Raw genomic sequence first — 17967 nt, 5'->3', positions numbered from 1 at the left:
CGATCAGTCGTGATGATGCGCGATGCGTAGATGTAAAATACGTTAGAGCGGCCTGCGACCGTCCATCAGGACGCACCGCCCTCTAGGTCCGAACCATTCAGGAGGGCGAAATGCTGAAGCTGAACGGAATAAAAAAGAGTTTCGGCAAGATCGAGGTCCTGCACGGCGTTGATCTCGACGTCCGTGCGGGCGAAGTTCATGCGCTTCTCGGCGAGAACGGCGCTGGCAAGTCGACCTTGATGAAAATTCTCTGCGGCATCATCAAGCCGTCTGAAGGCGAGATACATATCGAAGGTGTCTCCCATCAGTTTGCCAATTACGATGAGGCGATCGCGGCCGGTATCGGCATCGTCTTTCAGGAATTCAGCCTGATCCCCTATCTGAATGCGGTGGACAACATGTTCCTCGCCCGCGAGATGCGCGGTGCCTTTGGTCTCCTTAATCGCAAGGCCATGCGTCAGCGCGCCGCCGAGATCATGGGCAGGCTGTCCGTCGATGTGCCGCTCGACGTGCCGGTTCATCGCCTGTCGGTCGCCGAACAGCAGTTTGTCGAAATCGCCAAGGCTCTGTCGCTGGATGCGCGCATCCTCGTGCTGGACGAGCCGACCGCGACGCTGACACCCTCGGAAGTCGAGCATCTGTTCAAGGTCATGCGCGAACTGCGCAAGCAGGGCGTCGCGATCATCTTCATTTCGCACCATCTGGAAGAAATCTTCGAGATCTGCGACCGCATCACTGTATTGCGCGATGGCGAGTTCATCGGTTCCTGCGCAGTATCGGACGTCGATAACGACCGGCTGGTCGAAATGATGGTCGGTCGCCGCATCGAAAACAGCTTTCCGCCCAAGCCAGCACTCGATCCGGCCCTGCCGGTCGTCATCGAGGCTGAGGAAATTCAGCTCAAGAAAGGCGGGCCTATTTCGCGGTTTGCACTACGCAAGGGCGAAATCCTGGGCTTTGCCGGTCTTGTCGGTTCGGGTCGCACGGAAACCGTCCTCGCCATGCTCGGCGCCTATTCTGCAGCACGCTGCAAGATCCGTCTGAATGGCGTGGAGAAACGCATTTCCGGTCCCGATGAGGGACTTGAAAATGGCATCGGTCTCTTGCCGGAGAGCCGCAAGGACGAGGGACTGATCACCAGCTTCTCGATCCTGCAGAACATCTCGCTCAACAATTATGGCAAATATCGCAAGAACCACTGGTTCATCGATCTGAAGAAAGAAATGGACTGCACGCGCACTGCCATGGGTCAGGTGCGCGTCAAGGCTCAGGGGCCGCTGGCAAGGGTCGACACGCTTTCCGGTGGCAACCAGCAGAAAGTGGTCATTGCCCGCTGGCTGAACCATGACATGCAGGTGCTGATTTTCGACGAGCCGACGCGCGGCATCGATGTTGGCGCCAAGGCCGAGATTTACGCCCTGATGCGCGAATTCACCGCCAAGGGTTACTCGATCATCATGATTTCGTCTGAACTGCCCGAAGTGATCGGCATGTCCGACCGTGTCTGCGTGTTCCGCTCCGGCGGGATCGTCGCAACCGTTCAGGGCGAAGACGTCAATTCCGAAACAATAATGACCCACGCAACGACGGGGAGAGTTGAACATGTCGTATGATGCAAACACCGAAGCCGCCGGTAAGTCCGGCGGGCTGAACATTCTGCGCGTGCTGCAATCACCGCTGGCCCTGCCGCTGATCGGCCTCATCGTCGTTTCCGTGCTGATGTCGCTTGCAAGCGATAACTTCTTCAGCCTCGGCAACATCATGAACGTGCTGCGTCAGGTCTCGGTCGTCGGCATCCTCGCCGTAGGCATGACCTTCGTAATCCTGACGGGCGGTATCGATCTGTCTGTTGGCGCTGTTATGGCTCTGGTTGGCACCTTGAGTGCCGGTCTGATGGTCAAATCGGGCCTGCCTGCTGAACTGGCACTGGTGATCGGCCTGTTCATCGGCCTGGGTATTGGTCTGATCAATGGTGTGCTGGTCGCCTGGGGCAAGATGCCTGCGATCATCGTGACACTGGCAACCATGGGCATGGCGCGCGGTCTCGGCCTCATCTATTCCGGCGGTTATCCGGTCAGTGGCATTCCAAGCTGGATTTCCTGGTTTGGCGTTGGCCGCATTGGTGTCATCCCGGTGCCAGTCGTCATCATGGTCGTTGTTTACGCCCTTGCTTGGGTGCTTCTGCAGCGCACGGCTTTCGGCCGGCATGTCTACGCACTCGGCGGCAATGAAAATGCCGCGCGTCTCTCCGGCGTCAAGACACGCCGTGTGAAGCTGGCGGTTTACGGTATTTCCGGTTTCACCTCGGCAATTGCCGCAATGATCCTGATCGGTCGTCTGATGAGCGGTCAGCCGAATGCCGGTGTCGGCTTCGAGCTCGATGCCATTGCGGCAGTCGTGCTTGGCGGTACGGCGATCGCCGGTGGCCGTGGCCTGATCCTGGGCACGCTGATTGGTGCGGTGCTGCTTGGCATCCTCAACAACGGCCTCAACCTCATGGGCATCAACCCTTACCTGCAGGACGTCATCAAGGGCGGCATCATCCTGCTGGCCATCTATATCGGGCGCGAGTGGCGTTGAGCCAGCCCCGGAATCTTTCCAAAACAGGAGAATGGAATGTCTGAATCATTGCAAGGCAAGATCGCCGTCATCACCGGCGCAGCATCGGGGATCGGTCTCGCCACCACGGAAGCTCTGCTGGCGCAGGGTGCGACTGTGGTCATGGTCGACTGGAATGAAGCTGCCTTGAAAGAGCTTGCCGGCAAGCTGGGCGAGAAGGCTATCCCGCAGGTCACCAACCTGCTGGACGCAGAGAGCTGCAACGCGATGGTGCCGGAAATCCTGCAGAAGGTCGATCATATCGACATCCTGTACTGCAACGCTGGCACCTATATTGGCGGCGAACTCTCTGAGACGACGCCTGAAGCGATCGACCGTATGTTGAACCTCAACGTCAACGCGGTGATGAAGAATGTTCAGGCCGTTGTCCCGCACATGAGCGAGCGCAAGACTGGCGACATCGTTGTCACATGCTCGATCGCCGGTCATTTCCCGACCTATTGGGAGCCGGTCTATTCGGGTTCGAAGTGGGCGATCACCAGCTTCGTTCAGGGTATGCGTCGCCAGATGATCCCGCATGGTGTGCGTGTTGCCCAGGTTTCGCCTGGTCCGGTCGTTTCGGCGCTGCTGGCTGACTGGCCGGAGGAAAATCTCCGCAAGGCCAAGGAATCCGGCAGCCTCATCGATGCCAGCGAAGTCGCAGACGCAGTTGTCTACATGCTGACCCGCAAGCGCACGGTCACGATCCGCGATATGCTGGTCCTTCCGACCAACTTCGACCGCGTCTGAGCCGGTTGTAAAAAAGGAGAACTGCGATGGCGCAATATCTGATCGGTGTCGATGTCGGAACAGGCTCGGCGCGAGCGGGTGTGTTCGACGCGGCGGGCGGCTTGCTGGCCACGGCCCGGCGGCCCCTTGCCATGCACCGCGAGGATGGCGGCATCGTGGAACAATCGAGCGAACAGGTTTGGCAGGCCGTCTGCGAATCCGTTCAGGAAAGCGTAACCCGCGCCGGGATTGACCCGGCTGCGGTCGCCGGCATCGGCTTTGACGCAACCTGCTCGCTCGTCGTGCGTGGCCCGAACAATGAAACCTTGCCGGTTGGCGATCCCGCTCACCCTGAACGCGATATCATCGTCTGGATGGATCATCGCGCGGTCGCCCAGGCGGAGCGTATCAATGCCGAAGGTCACGACGTACTGAAGTATGTCGGCGGCCGCATTTCCCCGGAAATGGAAACGCCGAAACTGGTGTGGCTGCGCGAGAACCGGCCAGAGACCTACGCTCGCGCCGAACACTTTTTTGACCTGACAGATTTTCTGACGTGGAAAGCCAGTGGCGCGCTGGATCGCTCCGCTTGCACCGTGACCTGCAAATGGACCTATCTGGCTCATGAAGAGCGCTGGGATGCAGGGTATTTTCGCCAAATTGGACTCGGCGATCTTGTCGACCAGGGTTTTGCACGGATCGGGCAAAGCGTCGTCCATCCGGGCACGGCTCTCGGAACCGGTCTGAATGAGGCTGCAGCACAAGCCATGGGCCTGCGCCCCGGTACTGCGGTTGCCGCCGGGCTTATCGATGCACATGCCGGTGGTATTGGAACGGTCGCCGCAGGTGGTGATGCTTTCCGCTGCCTCGGTTATGTCTTTGGCACATCGTCCTGCACCATGACCACCACGGCCGAACCAGCCTTCGTGCCGGGTGTGTGGGGCCCTTATTACTCTGCGATGGTACCGGGGACATGGCTGAACGAAGGCGGACAATCCGCAGCCGGAGCCGCGATCGACCAGTTGGTACAGCTCCATCCCGCGACTGCAGAAGCCACAGCTTCGGCCAAAGCCGAGGGCAAGTCGTTGCCGCAATGGTTGGCCGACAGGGCGTTGGAACTCGGCGGATCGGCCTCTGCGGCCGTGCGGCTGGCCGATGAAATGCATGTCGTCCCAGAATTTCTCGGCAATCGCGCGCCGTTTGCCGATCCGCATGCGCGTGCGGTCATCATGGGCTACGGCATGGAAACCGGGCCGGACTCGCTGGTTGCGCTCTACGTGGCTGGCATATGCGGTCTGGGCTATGGCTTGCGCCAGATCATTGAAACACAGGCACGTCACGGCGCGCCGATCGAAACGATCAGCGTGAGCGGCGGTGCTGGCGCGCACCCGCTGACGCGCCAGCTTCTGGCCGACGCCACCGGTTGCCCAATCGAAGTTACGGCGTGTGAAGAGCCGGTGCTTCTGGGGTCTGCGATGCTCGGTGCTGTTGCGGCTGGCGTTTTCCCTGATTTGCGTGCAGCGATGCCGGCCATGTCACGCGTTGCCACGCGGTGTGAACCCGATGTGAAGATGCAGGCCGTGCAGAATGCCCGTTATGACGCTTTCCTGACGTTGCAACGCACAGCGCGACAAATTCGCGACAACGACGCGGCACTTCTGTCGCACTGACCGGTTTCGGCAGGCTTTTTCTTTAGACGTCTCTTTCGGCTTGCGGGCCATAACATTTCGAGGGTTTCATGCAGTTTTCCGGTAAATCCGTCATCATCACCGGTGCAGGCAAGGGTATTGGTCGCGCCTGTGCCCGGCTTATGGCCGAACGCGGAGCTGAGGTCGTCGCGCTCAGCCGCACTCAGTCCGACCTCGACAGCCTGAAGGCGGAAATCGGTGGTCGCTCGATCCGTGTCGATCTTGCCGATGCTGCAGCAACCCGGGCCGCGATGGCAGAGGCTGGTACCTGCGACTTTCTGATCAACAGCGCTGGCATCAACGTGCTGGAAAGCGTGCTTGATGTGACCGAGGCCGGCTATGAGGCGGTGTTGGGCATCAATCTGCGCGCAGCACTCATCACCTGCCAGGAATTTGCGCGCGCGCGTGTTGCTGCTGGCGGCGGCGGCGCGATTGTCAACATCACGTCGATTGCAGGCCATCGTGGTTTTCAGGATCATCTGTGCTATGCCGCGTCCAAGGCAGGTCTTGAAGGCGCGACGCGCGTTATGGCCAAGGAACTCGGCGCGCACGGTATTCGCGTGAATGCTGTTGCCCCGACGATCACCTTGACGGAACTGGCCGCCGAAGCCTGGAGCGATCCGGTAAAGAGCAATCCGATGATGGTACGCCACCCGCTCAACCGCTTCGCTGAGGCGGAAGAAGTTGCGCAAAGCATCGCGCTTCTGCTCTCCGACGACAGCCGGATGATTTCGGGCGCCGTTCTGCCAGTTGACGGCGGCTTCCTCGCGGTCTGAGATCTCCAAGGCGGCGTGGTAAACGCCGCGCTTTTCACTTTAGGCGCGCCAGCCTCAGGCTCGGTTGACGAATGATTGCTTTTTGGCCGGCAGGTAACTGCCGGCCATTTTTATTTTGTAATTGGGCCGAGACAGAACAGGCAATCCGTCTGGCAGCGATGGGATCGATGCCTCCCTAGATGCGTTTTTCTTCTCTCAAGCACGAAATCATCCAAGGGCTGCATAACGTCCGGAATGAACTTGTCATAGTTTGTTATTCACAACGTTCTTTCATTTGATTATAAACGTATTTACAGTGAAAAAACATGACAACTTATTCTGGGATCTAAGCTGTGCTGTTAATCTTTGCCGATGATCTGACCGGTGCTTTGGACGCCGCCGCTCCCTTCGCGGGACGCGGCTTGGTGACGGAGATCGCCATGGATCTCGACGGGGTTCAAGCTGCTCTTGCGGAAGCTCCGGATGTTCTGAGCGTCAATCTTGGCTGTCGCGATGGGACAGCCGAGGAAGCGCAGCACCGAACAAAAACGCTGTTGGCGTTGCTGCCTGGCGATGTCGTGCTGTTCAAAAAAATAGACTCCCGTTTGAAAGGGCATATTGCGGCTGAACTGGACGCGATTTCTTTTGGTCGAGCACTGGTTGTGCCCGCCATTCCGGATTTTGGCCGGGTTGTCGCCAATGGGTCGCTGCAGGGTTTTGGTGTCGATGAACCCATATCGATCAGCGCGACGTTAGGGAGACATGCCGGACGCAGCACAGTTCCTGATGTCGCGTCACAGGAAGATCTGCGCGTTGCGCTTGTGAAAGCGCAGGAGAATGGCGTCGATCTGCTGATCGGGGCACGGGGTCTCGCGGAGGCGCTTGCCCAGCAGATGACTGGCCGCACAGCGACCGAACCTGCGGAGGTGCCAGAAGGCAAGGGCCTTTTCGTGATCGGTTCACGCGACCCGATCACCCTCTCACAGATCGATCATCTTGTTGCCGCAGCTCTGGTAAGAACGCTGGCCGCTCCGAACGGCGTCGTGCCGCAGGATGAAGCTGACACGTCCGGGCCTGTTCTGGTGCAGGCAACGCAGGGATCGCAAAGCTGTTCTCATCAGGATGTATCCGATCACCTTGCAGCAGGTGTCGTGCCGATGTTGACGGCGAGTGCCAGAACGCTTCTTCTGTCCGGTGGCGCAACGGCGGAAGCCGTTCTTCGTGCCATGGGCATTTCCCGGCTGCGCCTTGCAGGTGAATGCCTGCCGGGTCTGGGTGTCGGCGTTTCGGGCGACCATTGCATAATTGCGAAATCGGGTGGTTTTGGGCAAGCTGGGACGTTGACGCAAATTGCGAAGATGATGCTGGGCAGACATGATGCTGGAGAGAGCTGACAAGATGGCGCTGACACGAGAAACGGCACGCAAGGCACTTCCCGACATCATTTTCGAGCGCATGCACAGGGCCATCAAATCCGGTGCCTATAAGCCTGACGAACGCCTGCCGACAGAACATGAGCTGGCAATGGAATTCGAAGTTTCGCGACCAGTGGTGCGTGAAGCTCTTCGGCGCTTGCGTGAGCAGGGCTTTATCTATTCCCGCAGAGGGTCTGGCAGCTATGTTCGAGCGGTTGGCATGCGTGAGCCACTGGGCTTTGGCCAACTCGAAAATGTCGCCGATCTCCTGAACTGTTACGAGTTTCGCCTGACGCTGGAACCGGCTGCGGCCGCGGCTGCGGCGTTGCGTCATGATGGCGAACGGCTGGCAGCCATCAAAAAAGCGCTGGAAATGCTGCGTGATGCGACGAACCGCCAGTCTCACAGGGAAGACGCCGACTACCAGTTCCATCTCGCCATCGCGCGGGCGGCACGCAACAGCTATTTCTCGACGGCGATGGAAGCGCTGAAGGATCACATTGCCGTTGGCATGAAGTTTCACGGCATGTCGGTCAAACGCGAGGCATCAGGCTTGGCGCGCGTGTTTGCGGAGCATGAAGCCATTGCAAAGGCCATTGCCGATGGCGACGCCGATGCGGCGCGACAATTGATGCTCAACCATCTCACAGGCTCGCGCGACCGCCTGTTCGAATCGTCGAATGTTGGTTGATCCAAAAAAGCAGAGTTTGGCATTGGCCGATGCGCTATGGGGCGCACCGGCGCTGCAATCAGAATGCGTGGCGGTAAATGCCAAGCACGTCGTTGACACTCATATCGACTGGATTGTTGTCCATCAGCCGGCGGATTGCGTGGGCATCCTGCGCATAACGGACAAGGTCAGCTTCCGTAGCGCCGTGGCGGGCGAGCGACATCTCGATGCCAAGATTGGCACAAAACTCCGTGGCGGCCTTGCGAAGCTCGTCCTGGGCGAGGTGATCGCGCATCCCGAGAGCGCTTGCTACTTCCGCCGTCTTTTGTGAAACCGCAGGCTGATTAAAGGCCAGCACGTGCGGAAAGACAACGGCGTTGGCAAGGCCATGGGGCAGGTGCAGAAGCGTGCCAAGCGGATAAGCGATGGCATGACCGGCCGCCGTGTTGACAGGGCCCAGGCAAATGCCGCCGTAATAGGAAGCGAGCATCATGCCTTCACGCGCTTCGGTGTCCTCACCATTGTGCACGGCACGCGCCAGATATTTGCCGACCAGTGTGAAGCCCATACGTGCAAAACCGTCGATCATTGGATGCGCCTTGCGATTGGTGAAGGCTTCCACGCAATGCGCCATGGCATCGACGCCGGTGGCTGCCGTCACCGCTGGCGGCACGGAATAGGTCAACTCAGGGTCGAGGATCGCCAGATCGGCGATCATGAACGGGCTCTCGACGGCAATCTTGTTGCCCTTGACCGGATCGGTGATGAGCGAACGGATGCCGGCTTCAGAACCGGTGCCCGCTGTCGTGGCGATCTGGATCAGCTTCGTATCGCGTCCGGCAACCTTGTTCGGACCTGCAACGTCTTCGAGCGTCTGAGAGGAATTCCAGAGCGAGGCGACCAGTTTTGCCACGTCCATGACGGAGCCGCCGCCAAGGCCGATGACGAGCTCGGGTTTTGCGGCACGTGCCGCCGCCAATGCAGCATCAAGCGTTGCTGTATCGGGTTCCCCGGGAATGGCGTCAAAGACTGTAAAAGGGCCCTTTAGTTGGAGCCGATCGATAAATTTTGCGGTCAGAGGTGTGGCGATCACCAGTGTCGAGGCGGTTTCTCCTGCCCAGGCGCCAGCTTCGGAAATCGTGCCTGCACCGACGACAAGCCGGCGCGGCTGGTGGATGAGTATGGGTGCTTTAAACATGCTGTCATCCTTTCCGGCTTTCGCCGGCCACGAGCTTGCGGGCATAGGCGATGGCGGCGTTCATGTTGCCGTGATTGGCAATGCCCTTGCCGGCAATGTCGAAGGCGGTGCCATGGTCGACGGAGGTACGATCGATCGGAAGGTCTACCGAGACGTTGACCGCGGTATCGAAGGCGACGAGCTTGATCGGGATGTGTCCCTGATCGTGATATTGCGCCACCACAAGATCGAAAGCGCCGGAATAGGCGCGATGGAAGACCGTATCGGCGGAGATCGGCCCATGCACCTCAATGCCTTCGGCGCGTGCTGCGGCAACCGCCGGCGCGATCTGATCGTCATCCTCTGTTCCGAAGAGACCGTTTTCGCCGCAATGCGGGTTGATGCCTGCGACGGCGATGCGCGGACGTTCATAACCGATGCGCTTCAAGTGGTCGTTACCGGCGCGGATTGTCGCCAGCACCCGTTCTGTGGTGGCCCGGCGGATCGCTTCCTGGAGAGAGACGTGGGTTGAGACATGAATGACTTTCAGCCGTTCCGACGCCAGCAGCATATAGGCGGCCGTTGAGCCGGTCAGGCTGCGGAGCATGCCGGTGTGACCATCATAATGGTGTCCCGCCAGATTGAGCGCTTCCTTATTGATCGGTGCGGTGACGATGCAGCCGATCGTGCCTGCTTCGGCATCGCGCACGGCCCGCTCAATGAAGCGGAATGCGGCGTCGCCTGCCACCGGTGATAATGTCCCCCATGGAAGAGGAGCGCCTTCCACAGGCAGATCGACAACATGGGATGTGAGGTCGATGCTGACGCCAAGTGCTTCCCGCGCCGCCTCAAGCGTGGCGAGGTTTCCATAGATACGGGTGGCAGCACGATCCGTGGATGACATTTCGGCCAGTGCCCGGACGGTAATTTCCGGACCAACCCCACATGGATCGCCCATGGTGATACCAATGATATTGCTCATCACTTTCTCCCGTCCGTCTTGTCGGCCCAGCCCGGAGCAAGCCGGACATATTTGATCGCGCGTCGATAATAGGTGTAGCTCAGATGGAGCGTGCCGTCCGGTGCCTCAAGAAGCCAGGGATAGGACATTTCCTTGTTGCGTCCGTCTGTCGAGTCATTGGAAAGGCATGTGCCAGGGCCGTCCTCGATCAGGAGGCGGGTTGGAAATGACAGGCCGTCGTCTTCGGACAAGCAGACGCTGAGAGGTGCACGCGGCACACCCCACACCGGAACGCAGCCGCCCGTCGGGTCGGCATCCGGACGTTTGTCGTCTTCCCCCAGCTCGTCATAGAGCGAAGCGCGCCGGTCGCTCGATTGCGCCGCACTGGTGGGGTTGCAGATCATCGCCAGCCGGCCGTCCTTCAAGCGGATTGCGGCAATGGAGGAGTTGTTGTTCGGCACATCGGTTGGCTGTGGCGCAGACCAGTTGCGGCCGCCATCGCTGCTTTGTGTGCGGTAGACAAAGTCGGCCTGCCGGCGGCGGAAAAAGGCGGAATAGGACGACGTTGTGCTGGCAACGGGGCTCATGTGAACGCAGCCGATGGAATCAGCAAGATCCTCCAGACGCCATGTCTTGCCGCCATCTTCCGAGACGCCGAGGGCCGCCGTATCATGACTGCCATTCCACTTTTGACCGGGGCGCTGGACGCAGCGGAAGATCGGCAGAAGCCAGGCTCCATCATCACGAATGGAAAGGGGCGCCCGGACAAAGCATCCCCTTGGCAGGTCGAGGAAATGCCCCTCTTCAGACGAGAGCTTTTCAGGCGCGGATATGTCACGAACGATCCTGGCCATGCGGATACGGCATTCGTCCTGATTGCCTGACGGCTGGGCCGTATGAAACAGCCAGAGCGTGCCATCGGGCGCGGTAAACAGGACCGGGTTCTGCTCGGAGTGGTCAGGATCGTGGCTCAGCCGCTGTGCCTCTCCCCAGTTTGAAGTGCCGGGTAACAGCACGGATGCAAAAATCGAGATATCCGATTTTCCCTCCAGTGTGCCGCCAAACCAGGCGCAGACGAGTGCGCCATCATCAAGCAGGTGCAGAAAGCTCGCATGATTTTGAATCATCGGCGAAGGCAGCAAGGCTTCTTGTCGTTCGCTCGAAGCGGAAACGATGGCGCCGGTCATGGCCCGGGCAATGTCGTCAGGGGTCATTTGGATCTCCTCTTGCCTCGATGAAAATTCCAAAAACAAAAAGTTGTCAAGTTTAAATGCAAAAATAAGAAAGGCATTCTGTTGTCAGAATATCTAATAAATTATTGAAATAACATGATAAAAATAAAGTGCTTTGACCACAATAAAAATCCTTACGAAAAATAAATTGACAAAAAATGTGTTAGCGTCGATGCTCTGTTTACGGGTGGAGGAGACAATCATCCGCTACGCCATGTCCTGAGACATCAGGCGGGGCTTCTTTCGGGAACGATCCCGCGGTGCGCTGCCATGGAACTGAATTTCTGATCTGGGAGGAGAATGGAATGAAGAAGACTTTGATGATGGGCGCCTTGATGATGGGCTCCCTGACCGCCGTGGTATCACCGGTGATGGCGGCTTCCGGCCCCATCAAGATCGTTCTGGCCGAAGAAGCGGATCTGCTTGAGCCTTGCATGGCAACGCGCTCGAATATCGGCCGCATCATCATGGAGAATGTCAGTGAAACACTGACCGAACTCGATGTGCGCGGCAAGAACGGCGTGCAGCCGCGACTGGCGGAAAAATGGGAGCAGAATTCGGATGGTAGCTGGCGCTTCCATTTGCGTCAGGGTGTGAAATTCTCCGACGGCACCAGTTTCGACGCGAAAGACGTCAAACACAGCTTCGAGCGTATCATGAGCGACAAGAACGCGTGCGAATCTCGCCGCTACTTCGGCGGCATGACCGTGACGCCGACCATCGTCGACGACAATACCATCGACTTCAAGACCGATCCGGCTCAACCCATTCTGCCGCTATTGATGTCTCTGGTGACCATCGTTCCCGAAGAAACGAAGATGGAATTCATCCGTGAGCCAGTCGGTACCGGGCCTTACAAGCTTACCAACTGGACACCTGGCCAGCAGATCGTGCTGACGGCGCGTGATGACTATTGGGGCAAGAAACCTGCGGTCACCGAAGCAACCTATCTTTTCCGTGCGGACCCATCGGTTCGTGCAGCCATGGTGCAGACGGGCGAAGCCGATCTTTCACCGTCGATCTCGCAGCTTGATGCGACCAATGACAAGACCGATTTTTCTTACCTCGACAGCGAGACGGTCTATCTGCGTCTCGATCATAATATCGCACCGTTGAACGACGTGCGGGTACGTCGCGCCCTCAATCTTGCCATCGACCGGCAGGCATTCCTCGGCACACTTGTTCCTGATGGTGCTGTATTGGCGACCGCACTCGTTCCGCCGACCACGCTTGGCTGGAACCCCGATGTCAAGGTGTTCCCCTACGATCCCGATGGCGCCAAGAAGCTGCTTGAGGAAGCAAAAGCCGCTGGTGTGAAGGTCGATACGCCGATCACCATCATTGCCCGCACGGCAAACTTCCCGAATGTGACGGAAATCATGGAAGCCATCCAGTCGCAGTTGCAGGATGTCGGCTTCAAGATCGACCTGAAGTTCGTCGAAGTGGCCGAGCATGAGAGCTACTACTCCAAGCCCTTCAAGGAAGGTCGCGGCCCTCAGATCGTTGCCGCCATGCACGACAACTCCAAGGGTGACCCGTCCTTCACCATGTTCTTCAAGTATGCCACGAAGGGTACGCAGGCCGGTTTCTCCGATCCCAAGGTCGATGACCTGATCGAACGCGCATCCGCTGCGGTTGGCGACGAGCGTGCAAAGCTCTGGTCCGAGCTGATTGCCTACCTGCATGATGATGTCGTGGCCGATGTGCTGTTGTTCCACATGGTCGGTTTCTCGCGTGTTTCCGAACGGCTGGATTTCAAGCCAACCATCGCCACCAACTCGATGCTGCAGCTTTCCGAGATCGGCATCAAATAACGGCCGCATCAAGATCCTGCGTCCAAGCATCCATCCAGATGCAACGGCGGGCCTGGTGCCCGCCGTTGCCATAAAACTCCGGAGGCGATCATGTTGAGCTTCATTCGTAAACGGTCCGTGGCCAGCCTGATCTCGTTGATCGGCCTGATCGTGATGGTTTTCTTTCTCTCCCGCCTGACAGGCGATCCGGCGGCATTGTTCCTGCCCGTCGAGGCATCGGAGGAAATGAAACAGCAGTTCCGGGCTCTGCACGGTTTGAACGATCCGCTGATGGTGCAGTTTTTCCGTTACGCAGGCGACGTGCTGACGGGTGATCTCGGTGAATCGCTCAGAAAGGCGCGTCCGGCGCTCGACGTCGTCACCGAGGCTTTCGTCTGGACCCTTTGGCTTGCGCTGATCACGATGTCGCTTGTCACCACGGCGGCGATCGTGATCGGCTCGCTCGCGGCCTTTCGGTCCGGCGGCTTTTTTGACCGCATGGCCTCGATGATCTCGCTGGTCGGCGCGTCTGTTCCGGATTTCTGGCTGGCGATCGTCGCAATCGTCGTGTTCTCGGTCAATCTCGCCTGGCTCCCAACATCCGGCACCGGCTCGCTATTGCACTGGATATTGCCGATTGCCGTGCTGTTTGTGCGACCCTTCGGTATCATCGTGCAGGTGGTGCGCGGCTCGATGATCGGCGCCCTGTCGTCGGCCTATGTCAAGACAGCCCGTGCCAAGGGTGTTAAATCCGGCCCAATCATCTTCGTGCACGCGCTGCGCAACGCCATGCTACCGGTTATTACCGTGATCGGCGATCAGGCAGCCAGCCTCCTGAATGGTGCCGTTGTCGTCGAAACGATTTTCGGTTTTCCCGGCGTAGGCAAGCTGATGATCGATTCCATTCTGCAGCGCGATTTTAATGTGGTGCTGGCGGCCATCCTGGTGACGGCCCTCGCCATCTTCCTGATGAACTTGCTGATCGACCTTGCCTACGCGCTGCTCGATCCCCGTATTCGCCATTGAGGGGGTATTCAGCCATGAGCCTTTCAACCGCCGACACACAGATCGTGGACGAACCATCATTTCCTGCTCGCCTGGCACGCATGCTCTGGGCCGACAAGTTCGCACTCTGCGCTGTGATCTTTCTCCTGATCGTCGTGGTTCTCGCCTTTATCGGTCCAGCCTGGCTTGGAGATCTGGCGACGAAACAGAACCTGCGCGGTCGCAATCTCGCGCCGTTTGACTGGCAGCGGGAATGGTATTTCTGGCTGGGGGCCGATGCGCTCGGGCGCTCGCTGTTTGCCCGTATCATTGCAGCCACCCAGAACACATTGATGATTGCCGCTGGCGCTGTCCTGCTGTCGTCTGTCGTGGGAACGCTTCTTGGACTGATTGCCGGTTTCTCTTCGGAGCGCACAGGCCAGATCATCATGCGGCTTGCGGATGTCATCATGTCGTTCCCGTCGCTGCTGATCGCGGTGATCGTTCTCTATCTGCTCGGCTCGTCCATTCTCAACCTGATGCTGGTTCTCGCCATTACCCGCATCCCGGTCTATATCCGTACGACACGAGCCGAGGTTCTTGAGGTGCGCGAGCGCATGTTCGTTCAGGCGGCCCGGGTCATGGGCGCTTCGGGAAAACGAATTCTCTTCCGGCATATCCTGCCTGTCGTCCTGCCGACTTTGACAACACTTGCCACGCTCGATTTCGCCTATGTGATGTTGGCGGAAAGCGCATTGTCGTTCCTCGGCATTGGTATCCAGCCGCCGGAAATCACCTGGGGTCTGATGATCTCGCAGGGACGCCAATATCTGACAAATGCCTGGTGGCTGTCGTTCTGGCCGGGACTTGCCATCATCCTCACCACACTGTCGCTTAATCTGCTTTCGAACTGGCTGCGCATCGCGCTCGACCCGGTGCAGCGCTGGCGGCTGGAAATGAAAGGCCGAAAGAATGGCTGACCATCTTCTTGAAGTCCGCAATCTTTCCGTTGAATTCCATACGGCAAGCGGCGTCGTCCATGCCGTGAAGGATATCTCCTACCATATCGACCGTGGCGAGACGCTGGCGATCCTTGGCGAAAGCGGCTCCGGCAAGTCGGTATCGTCATCAGCGATCATGAATCTGATCGACATGCCGCCCGGGCGTATCAGCGGCGGACAGATCCTGCTTGATGGTCGTGACCTGTTGACGATGCCAACGGAGGCGCGGCGTGGGATCAATGGCAAGCGCATCGCCATGATTTTTCAGGACCCGCTCAGCCACCTCAATCCTGTCTATACGGTCGGCTGGCAAATCCGCGAAGCCATGACGACGCATGGTCTCGACAGGGCAAAGGCCGAAGCCGAAGCGCTTCGGCTTATGGGGCGTGTCGGTATTCCCGACCCTGATCGCGCGCTGAAGAAATACCCGCATGAATTTTCCGGTGGGCAGCGGCAAAGGGTCATGATTGCCATGGCGCTGGCGCTGAAACCCGACCTCCTGATTGCCGACGAGCCAACTACCGCGCTTGACGTGACGGTGCAGGCCGAGGTGCTCGCCTTGCTGAAAGAATTGCAGCGGGAAACCGGCATGGCGGTTCTTATCATCACTCACGATCTAGGGGTCGTGGCGGAGATTGCTGATCGGGTTGTGGTCATGGAGAAGGGCGTACTGGTTGAGGCCGGGACCGTCCACAAGGTCTATCATAACCCACAGCATCCCTACACTCGCAAACTGATCAATGCCGCACCCGGCAAGGGTGAGATGCATGAACCGAAGGCGACGGGCGAGGCATTGCTCAGTGTTCGTGACGTGCGCAAGCGTTATGGCGCATTTGAAGCATTGAAGGGTGTCTCCTTCGATCTCATGCCCGGCGAAACCATTGCTGTCGTCGGCGAAAGCGGGTCGGGCAAGTCAACGCTTGCGCGCATTCTGCTGCGGCTCGACGAACCGGATGCGGGGCAGGCGCTCTGGAAGGGCCGCGATCTGTTCCAGCTCTCGCCATCCGAACTGTTCGGCCTGCGGCGCGATCTGCAGATGGTGTTTCAGGACCCGACGCAATCCCTCAATCCGCGCATGACCGTTTTCCAGCTTGTTTCCGAGGCCTGGGTAATCCATCCGGATATTCTGCCGAAAGCGAAATGGCGGGAACGCGTCGCGGAGCTTCTCGGGCAGGTGGGCTTGTTGCCGGAACATATGGGGCGCTATCCGCATCAGTTCTCTGGCGGTCAAAGACAGCGTATTGCCATTGCTCGCGCGCTGGCACTTGAACCCAGGCTTATCGTCTGTGACGAGGCCGTGTCGGCGCTCGATGTGTCCGTTCAGGCGCAGGTCATTGCACTTCTCGACAAGTTGCGCCGCGAGATGGGGCTGTCTTTCATTTTCATCGCCCATGATCTGCCGGTTGTTCGGGACTTTGCCGATCATGTCATGGTCATGCAGCGTGGAGAATTGGTCGAGTTCGGCACGGTGCGGCAGGTCTTCGAGGCGCCGCGACAGGATTATACCCGCGCGCTTCTCGCTGCGAGCCTCGACCCTGATCCTGACACACATGCTACTGACCGCTCGGCTCGGGCAGGGCAGGCGATTTGAAATTCAATGGGAGTTCTTTCATGACGAAACAAGCTTTTGTCGCGCTCGTAACCTGTTTCAACGAGGACGAAACGATCAATTACGAGGCAACCCGCGCACAGGTTCGCCGTCAGGTGGCGGCAGGCAACAACATCATGTGCGCTGGAACCAATGGTGACTTTACCGCGCTGACGCATGAAGAAAAAATTAGGCTGACGGAAGAGGTCGTAGACGAGGTCGGTGGTCGCGCCAAAGTCATCGTAAATGCCGGCATGCCCGCCACGTTCGAAACGCTGCAGCTTGCCAAGGCCTTCGACCGTATTGGCGTCGACGGCATTGCCGTCATCACGCCATTCTTCATTGCCTGCACCCAGGACGGGTTGATCCGTCATTTTTCCACTATTGCGGATGCGGTGGAGACGCCGATCTATCTCTACGACATTCCCGCCCGCACCCAGAACCACATCGAACCGGAAACGGCACGAAAACTTGCCGTTCACGGCAACATCGCCGGTATCAAGGATTCCGGCGGCGCGCAGCAGACGCTGGAGGCTTATTTGCAGGTTGCAAAGGAGATGCCTGGTTTCGAGGTTTATTCGGGTCCAGATCATCTCGTTCTCTGGTCGCTGCAAAACGGCGCTGCAGGTTGCATTTCCGGCCTCGGCAACGCACTGCCAAAGGTGCTCTCCGGCATTCTTGCAGGCTACAATACGGGCGATGTTGCCGGGGCTGAACGCCAGCAGGCAATCTATACGGCATTTCGCACCGACCTGTATGCGCTGGGCTTTGCGCCCGCCATGGTGAAGCGCGCGCTCTATCTTCAGGACGCGTCCGTCGGTGCGAGCCGACAGCCTGCCTTGCTGCCTGATGAGGAGCAGGACAACAAGATCCGGGATATTCTGAAGCGTTACGATCTTCTCTGAGCAAAGCCGGCTCGCGTTCTTACGTGAGATCAATCATGGGCTTTCGCACTGTCGGGTAAACCGGTCGTGCGAGGAGCCCTTTTTTATGCTTGAATGATGCACATCGACGACGAGTTTGACACTCACTCCCAGGCCGCGTGATGTCGTGATATTTCGAAGTGCTATACGCGCAGTGTCGCGTTCTCCTCGCCCCACATCGGCAATATTAATTGTTTCAATAATCGCAATTCATTCGCAATTATTATTGTAATTCTGTGCCGCGTTCGGTTGGGCTAGTTATAGCTCCAACAGAGACGCGACGGACACACCGGACAACACCAGAGATGCACCGGTCACGCCCAAGCGACGACGTTTCAACCCAGTCGCCTTTGGCCACCATTTTACGGAGAACCACCATGTCGAAGCTTGAAGTCCTGACCCCCGCAAACAGCCAGCTCATCTTCATCGACCAGCAGCCGCAGATGGCTTTCG

Annotated in this window: 15 protein-coding genes and 1 pseudogene; 13 read left to right on the top strand and 3 right to left on the bottom strand. The window is 58.5% G+C overall.

The window, feature by feature from the left end; translation table 11 throughout:
* Nucleotides 1-110: 110 nt before the first annotated feature.
* From ACIQT8_RS23630 to ACIQT8_RS23600, 7 genes are all read left to right on the top strand, one after another.
* A complete protein-coding gene (locus ACIQT8_RS23630; RefSeq protein WP_400970509.1) occupies nucleotides 111-1613 on the top strand; it encodes a sugar ABC transporter ATP-binding protein in 1503 nt (500 codons plus the stop codon).
* A complete protein-coding gene (locus ACIQT8_RS23625; protein WP_262527337.1) occupies nucleotides 1603-2580 on the top strand; it encodes an ABC transporter permease in 978 nt (325 codons plus the stop codon). The genes ACIQT8_RS23630 and ACIQT8_RS23625 overlap by 11 nt, the downstream gene beginning before the upstream one ends.
* Nucleotides 2581-2616: 36 nt before the next feature.
* Complete coding sequence (locus ACIQT8_RS23620; RefSeq protein ID WP_400970505.1) at nucleotides 2617-3348, top strand: SDR family oxidoreductase; 732 nt, start codon at nucleotides 2617-2619, stop codon at nucleotides 3346-3348.
* Nucleotides 3349-3374: 26 nt separating this feature from the next.
* Nucleotides 3375-4997: an FGGY-family carbohydrate kinase gene (locus ACIQT8_RS23615; RefSeq protein ID WP_400970498.1), complete on the top strand. Its 1623-nt coding sequence runs from the start codon at nucleotides 3375-3377 to the stop codon at nucleotides 4995-4997.
* 68 nt (nucleotides 4998-5065) lie between these two features.
* Complete coding sequence (locus ACIQT8_RS23610) at nucleotides 5066-5791, top strand: SDR family oxidoreductase (protein ID WP_400970495.1); 726 nt, start codon at nucleotides 5066-5068, stop codon at nucleotides 5789-5791.
* A gap of 332 nt (nucleotides 5792-6123) precedes the next feature.
* Nucleotides 6124-7164 (top strand): four-carbon acid sugar kinase family protein, encoded by a 1041-nt coding sequence (locus ACIQT8_RS23605; protein WP_262527333.1) that lies wholly within the window; start codon nucleotides 6124-6126, stop codon nucleotides 7162-7164.
* A gap of 4 nt (nucleotides 7165-7168) precedes the next feature.
* Nucleotides 7169-7876 carry a FadR/GntR family transcriptional regulator gene (locus ACIQT8_RS23600; RefSeq protein WP_400970758.1) on the top strand — a complete coding sequence of 236 codons (708 nt, stop codon included), beginning with the start codon at nucleotides 7169-7171 and terminating at the stop codon, nucleotides 7874-7876.
* Nucleotides 7877-7934: 58 nt separating this feature from the next.
* On the opposite strand, the gene ACIQT8_RS23595 is transcribed toward ACIQT8_RS23600, so the two are convergent.
* Genes ACIQT8_RS23595 through ACIQT8_RS23585 form a run of 3 tightly spaced genes read right to left on the bottom strand, consistent with a single transcriptional unit; the run spans nucleotide 7935 to nucleotide 11207 of the window.
* Entirely contained in the window at nucleotides 7935-9053 is a 1119-nt protein-coding gene (locus tag ACIQT8_RS23595; protein ID WP_400970491.1) for an iron-containing alcohol dehydrogenase, read from the bottom strand.
* Nucleotides 9054-9057: 4 nt separating this feature from the next.
* Entirely contained in the window at nucleotides 9058-10014 is a 957-nt protein-coding gene (gene pdxA / locus ACIQT8_RS23590) for a 4-hydroxythreonine-4-phosphate dehydrogenase PdxA (protein WP_262527332.1), read from the bottom strand.
* On the bottom strand, nucleotides 10014-11207 hold the full coding sequence (locus ACIQT8_RS23585) for an exo-alpha-sialidase (RefSeq protein WP_262527331.1): 1194 nt from the start codon (nucleotides 11205-11207) through the stop codon (nucleotides 10014-10016). Before ACIQT8_RS23585 ends, pdxA begins: the two co-directional genes overlap by 1 nt.
* 323 nt (nucleotides 11208-11530) lie before the next feature.
* Between ACIQT8_RS23585 and ACIQT8_RS23580 the strand changes: the two genes are divergently transcribed.
* From ACIQT8_RS23580 to ACIQT8_RS23555, 6 genes and pseudogenes are all read left to right on the top strand, one after another.
* Entirely contained in the window at nucleotides 11531-13039 is a 1509-nt protein-coding gene (locus ACIQT8_RS23580; RefSeq protein WP_262527330.1) for an ABC transporter substrate-binding protein, read from the top strand.
* A 90-nt stretch (nucleotides 13040-13129) separates the two neighbouring features.
* Nucleotides 13130-14044 carry an ABC transporter permease gene (locus tag ACIQT8_RS23575; protein WP_138792309.1) on the top strand — a complete coding sequence of 305 codons (915 nt, stop codon included), beginning with the start codon at nucleotides 13130-13132 and terminating at the stop codon, nucleotides 14042-14044.
* Nucleotides 14045-14058: 14 nt separating this feature from the next.
* Nucleotides 14059-14982, top strand: coding sequence for an ABC transporter permease (locus tag ACIQT8_RS23570; RefSeq protein WP_400970485.1), 924 nt, complete (start codon nucleotides 14059-14061; stop codon nucleotides 14980-14982).
* Nucleotides 14975-16594, top strand: a complete 1620-nt coding sequence (locus ACIQT8_RS23565; protein ID WP_400970482.1) for an ABC transporter ATP-binding protein — start codon at nucleotides 14975-14977, stop codon at nucleotides 16592-16594. Before ACIQT8_RS23570 ends, ACIQT8_RS23565 begins: the two co-directional genes overlap by 8 nt.
* A 20-nt stretch (nucleotides 16595-16614) precedes the next feature.
* The gene (locus tag ACIQT8_RS23560) at nucleotides 16615-17496 is read left to right on the top strand and encodes a dihydrodipicolinate synthase family protein (RefSeq protein ID WP_400970479.1); all 882 of its coding nucleotides are present in this window, start codon (nucleotides 16615-16617) and stop codon (nucleotides 17494-17496) included.
* A 395-nt stretch (nucleotides 17497-17891) separates the two neighbouring features.
* A pseudogene (locus tag ACIQT8_RS23555) lies at nucleotides 17892-17967 on the top strand (hydrolase); the annotation flags it as partial.

The organism is Agrobacterium sp. NPDC090273 (assembly GCF_044772305.1).
GTDB lineage: Bacteria > Pseudomonadota > Alphaproteobacteria > Rhizobiales > Rhizobiaceae > Agrobacterium.
This window is presented reverse-complemented; position numbering and strand designations above follow the sequence as displayed.

Coding starts and splice junctions, on each gene's coding strand:
- ACIQT8_RS23595 (WP_400970491.1), bottom strand. CDS start 9,053: ATGTTTAAAGCACCCATACTCATCCACCAGCCGCGCCGGCTTGTCGTC.
- ACIQT8_RS23615 (WP_400970498.1), top strand. CDS start 3,375: ATGGCGCAATATCTGATCGGTGTCGATGTCGGAACAGGCTCGGCGCGA.
- ACIQT8_RS23575 (WP_138792309.1), top strand. CDS start 13,130: ATGTTGAGCTTCATTCGTAAACGGTCCGTGGCCAGCCTGATCTCGTTG.
- ACIQT8_RS23620 (WP_400970505.1), top strand. CDS start 2,617: ATGTCTGAATCATTGCAAGGCAAGATCGCCGTCATCACCGGCGCAGCA.
- ACIQT8_RS23600 (WP_400970758.1), top strand. CDS start 7,169: ATGGCGCTGACACGAGAAACGGCACGCAAGGCACTTCCCGACATCATT.
- ACIQT8_RS23570 (WP_400970485.1), top strand. CDS start 14,059: ATGAGCCTTTCAACCGCCGACACACAGATCGTGGACGAACCATCATTT.
- ACIQT8_RS23560 (WP_400970479.1), top strand. CDS start 16,615: ATGACGAAACAAGCTTTTGTCGCGCTCGTAACCTGTTTCAACGAGGAC.
- ACIQT8_RS23585 (WP_262527331.1), bottom strand. CDS start 11,207: ATGACCCCTGACGACATTGCCCGGGCCATGACCGGCGCCATCGTTTCC.
- pdxA (WP_262527332.1), bottom strand. CDS start 10,014: ATGAGCAATATCATTGGTATCACCATGGGCGATCCATGTGGGGTTGGT.
- ACIQT8_RS23625 (WP_262527337.1), top strand. CDS start 1,603: ATGTCGTATGATGCAAACACCGAAGCCGCCGGTAAGTCCGGCGGGCTG.
- ACIQT8_RS23580 (WP_262527330.1), top strand. CDS start 11,531: ATGAAGAAGACTTTGATGATGGGCGCCTTGATGATGGGCTCCCTGACC.
- ACIQT8_RS23630 (WP_400970509.1), top strand. CDS start 111: ATGCTGAAGCTGAACGGAATAAAAAAGAGTTTCGGCAAGATCGAGGTC.
- ACIQT8_RS23610 (WP_400970495.1), top strand. CDS start 5,066: ATGCAGTTTTCCGGTAAATCCGTCATCATCACCGGTGCAGGCAAGGGT.
- ACIQT8_RS23565 (WP_400970482.1), top strand. CDS start 14,975: ATGGCTGACCATCTTCTTGAAGTCCGCAATCTTTCCGTTGAATTCCAT.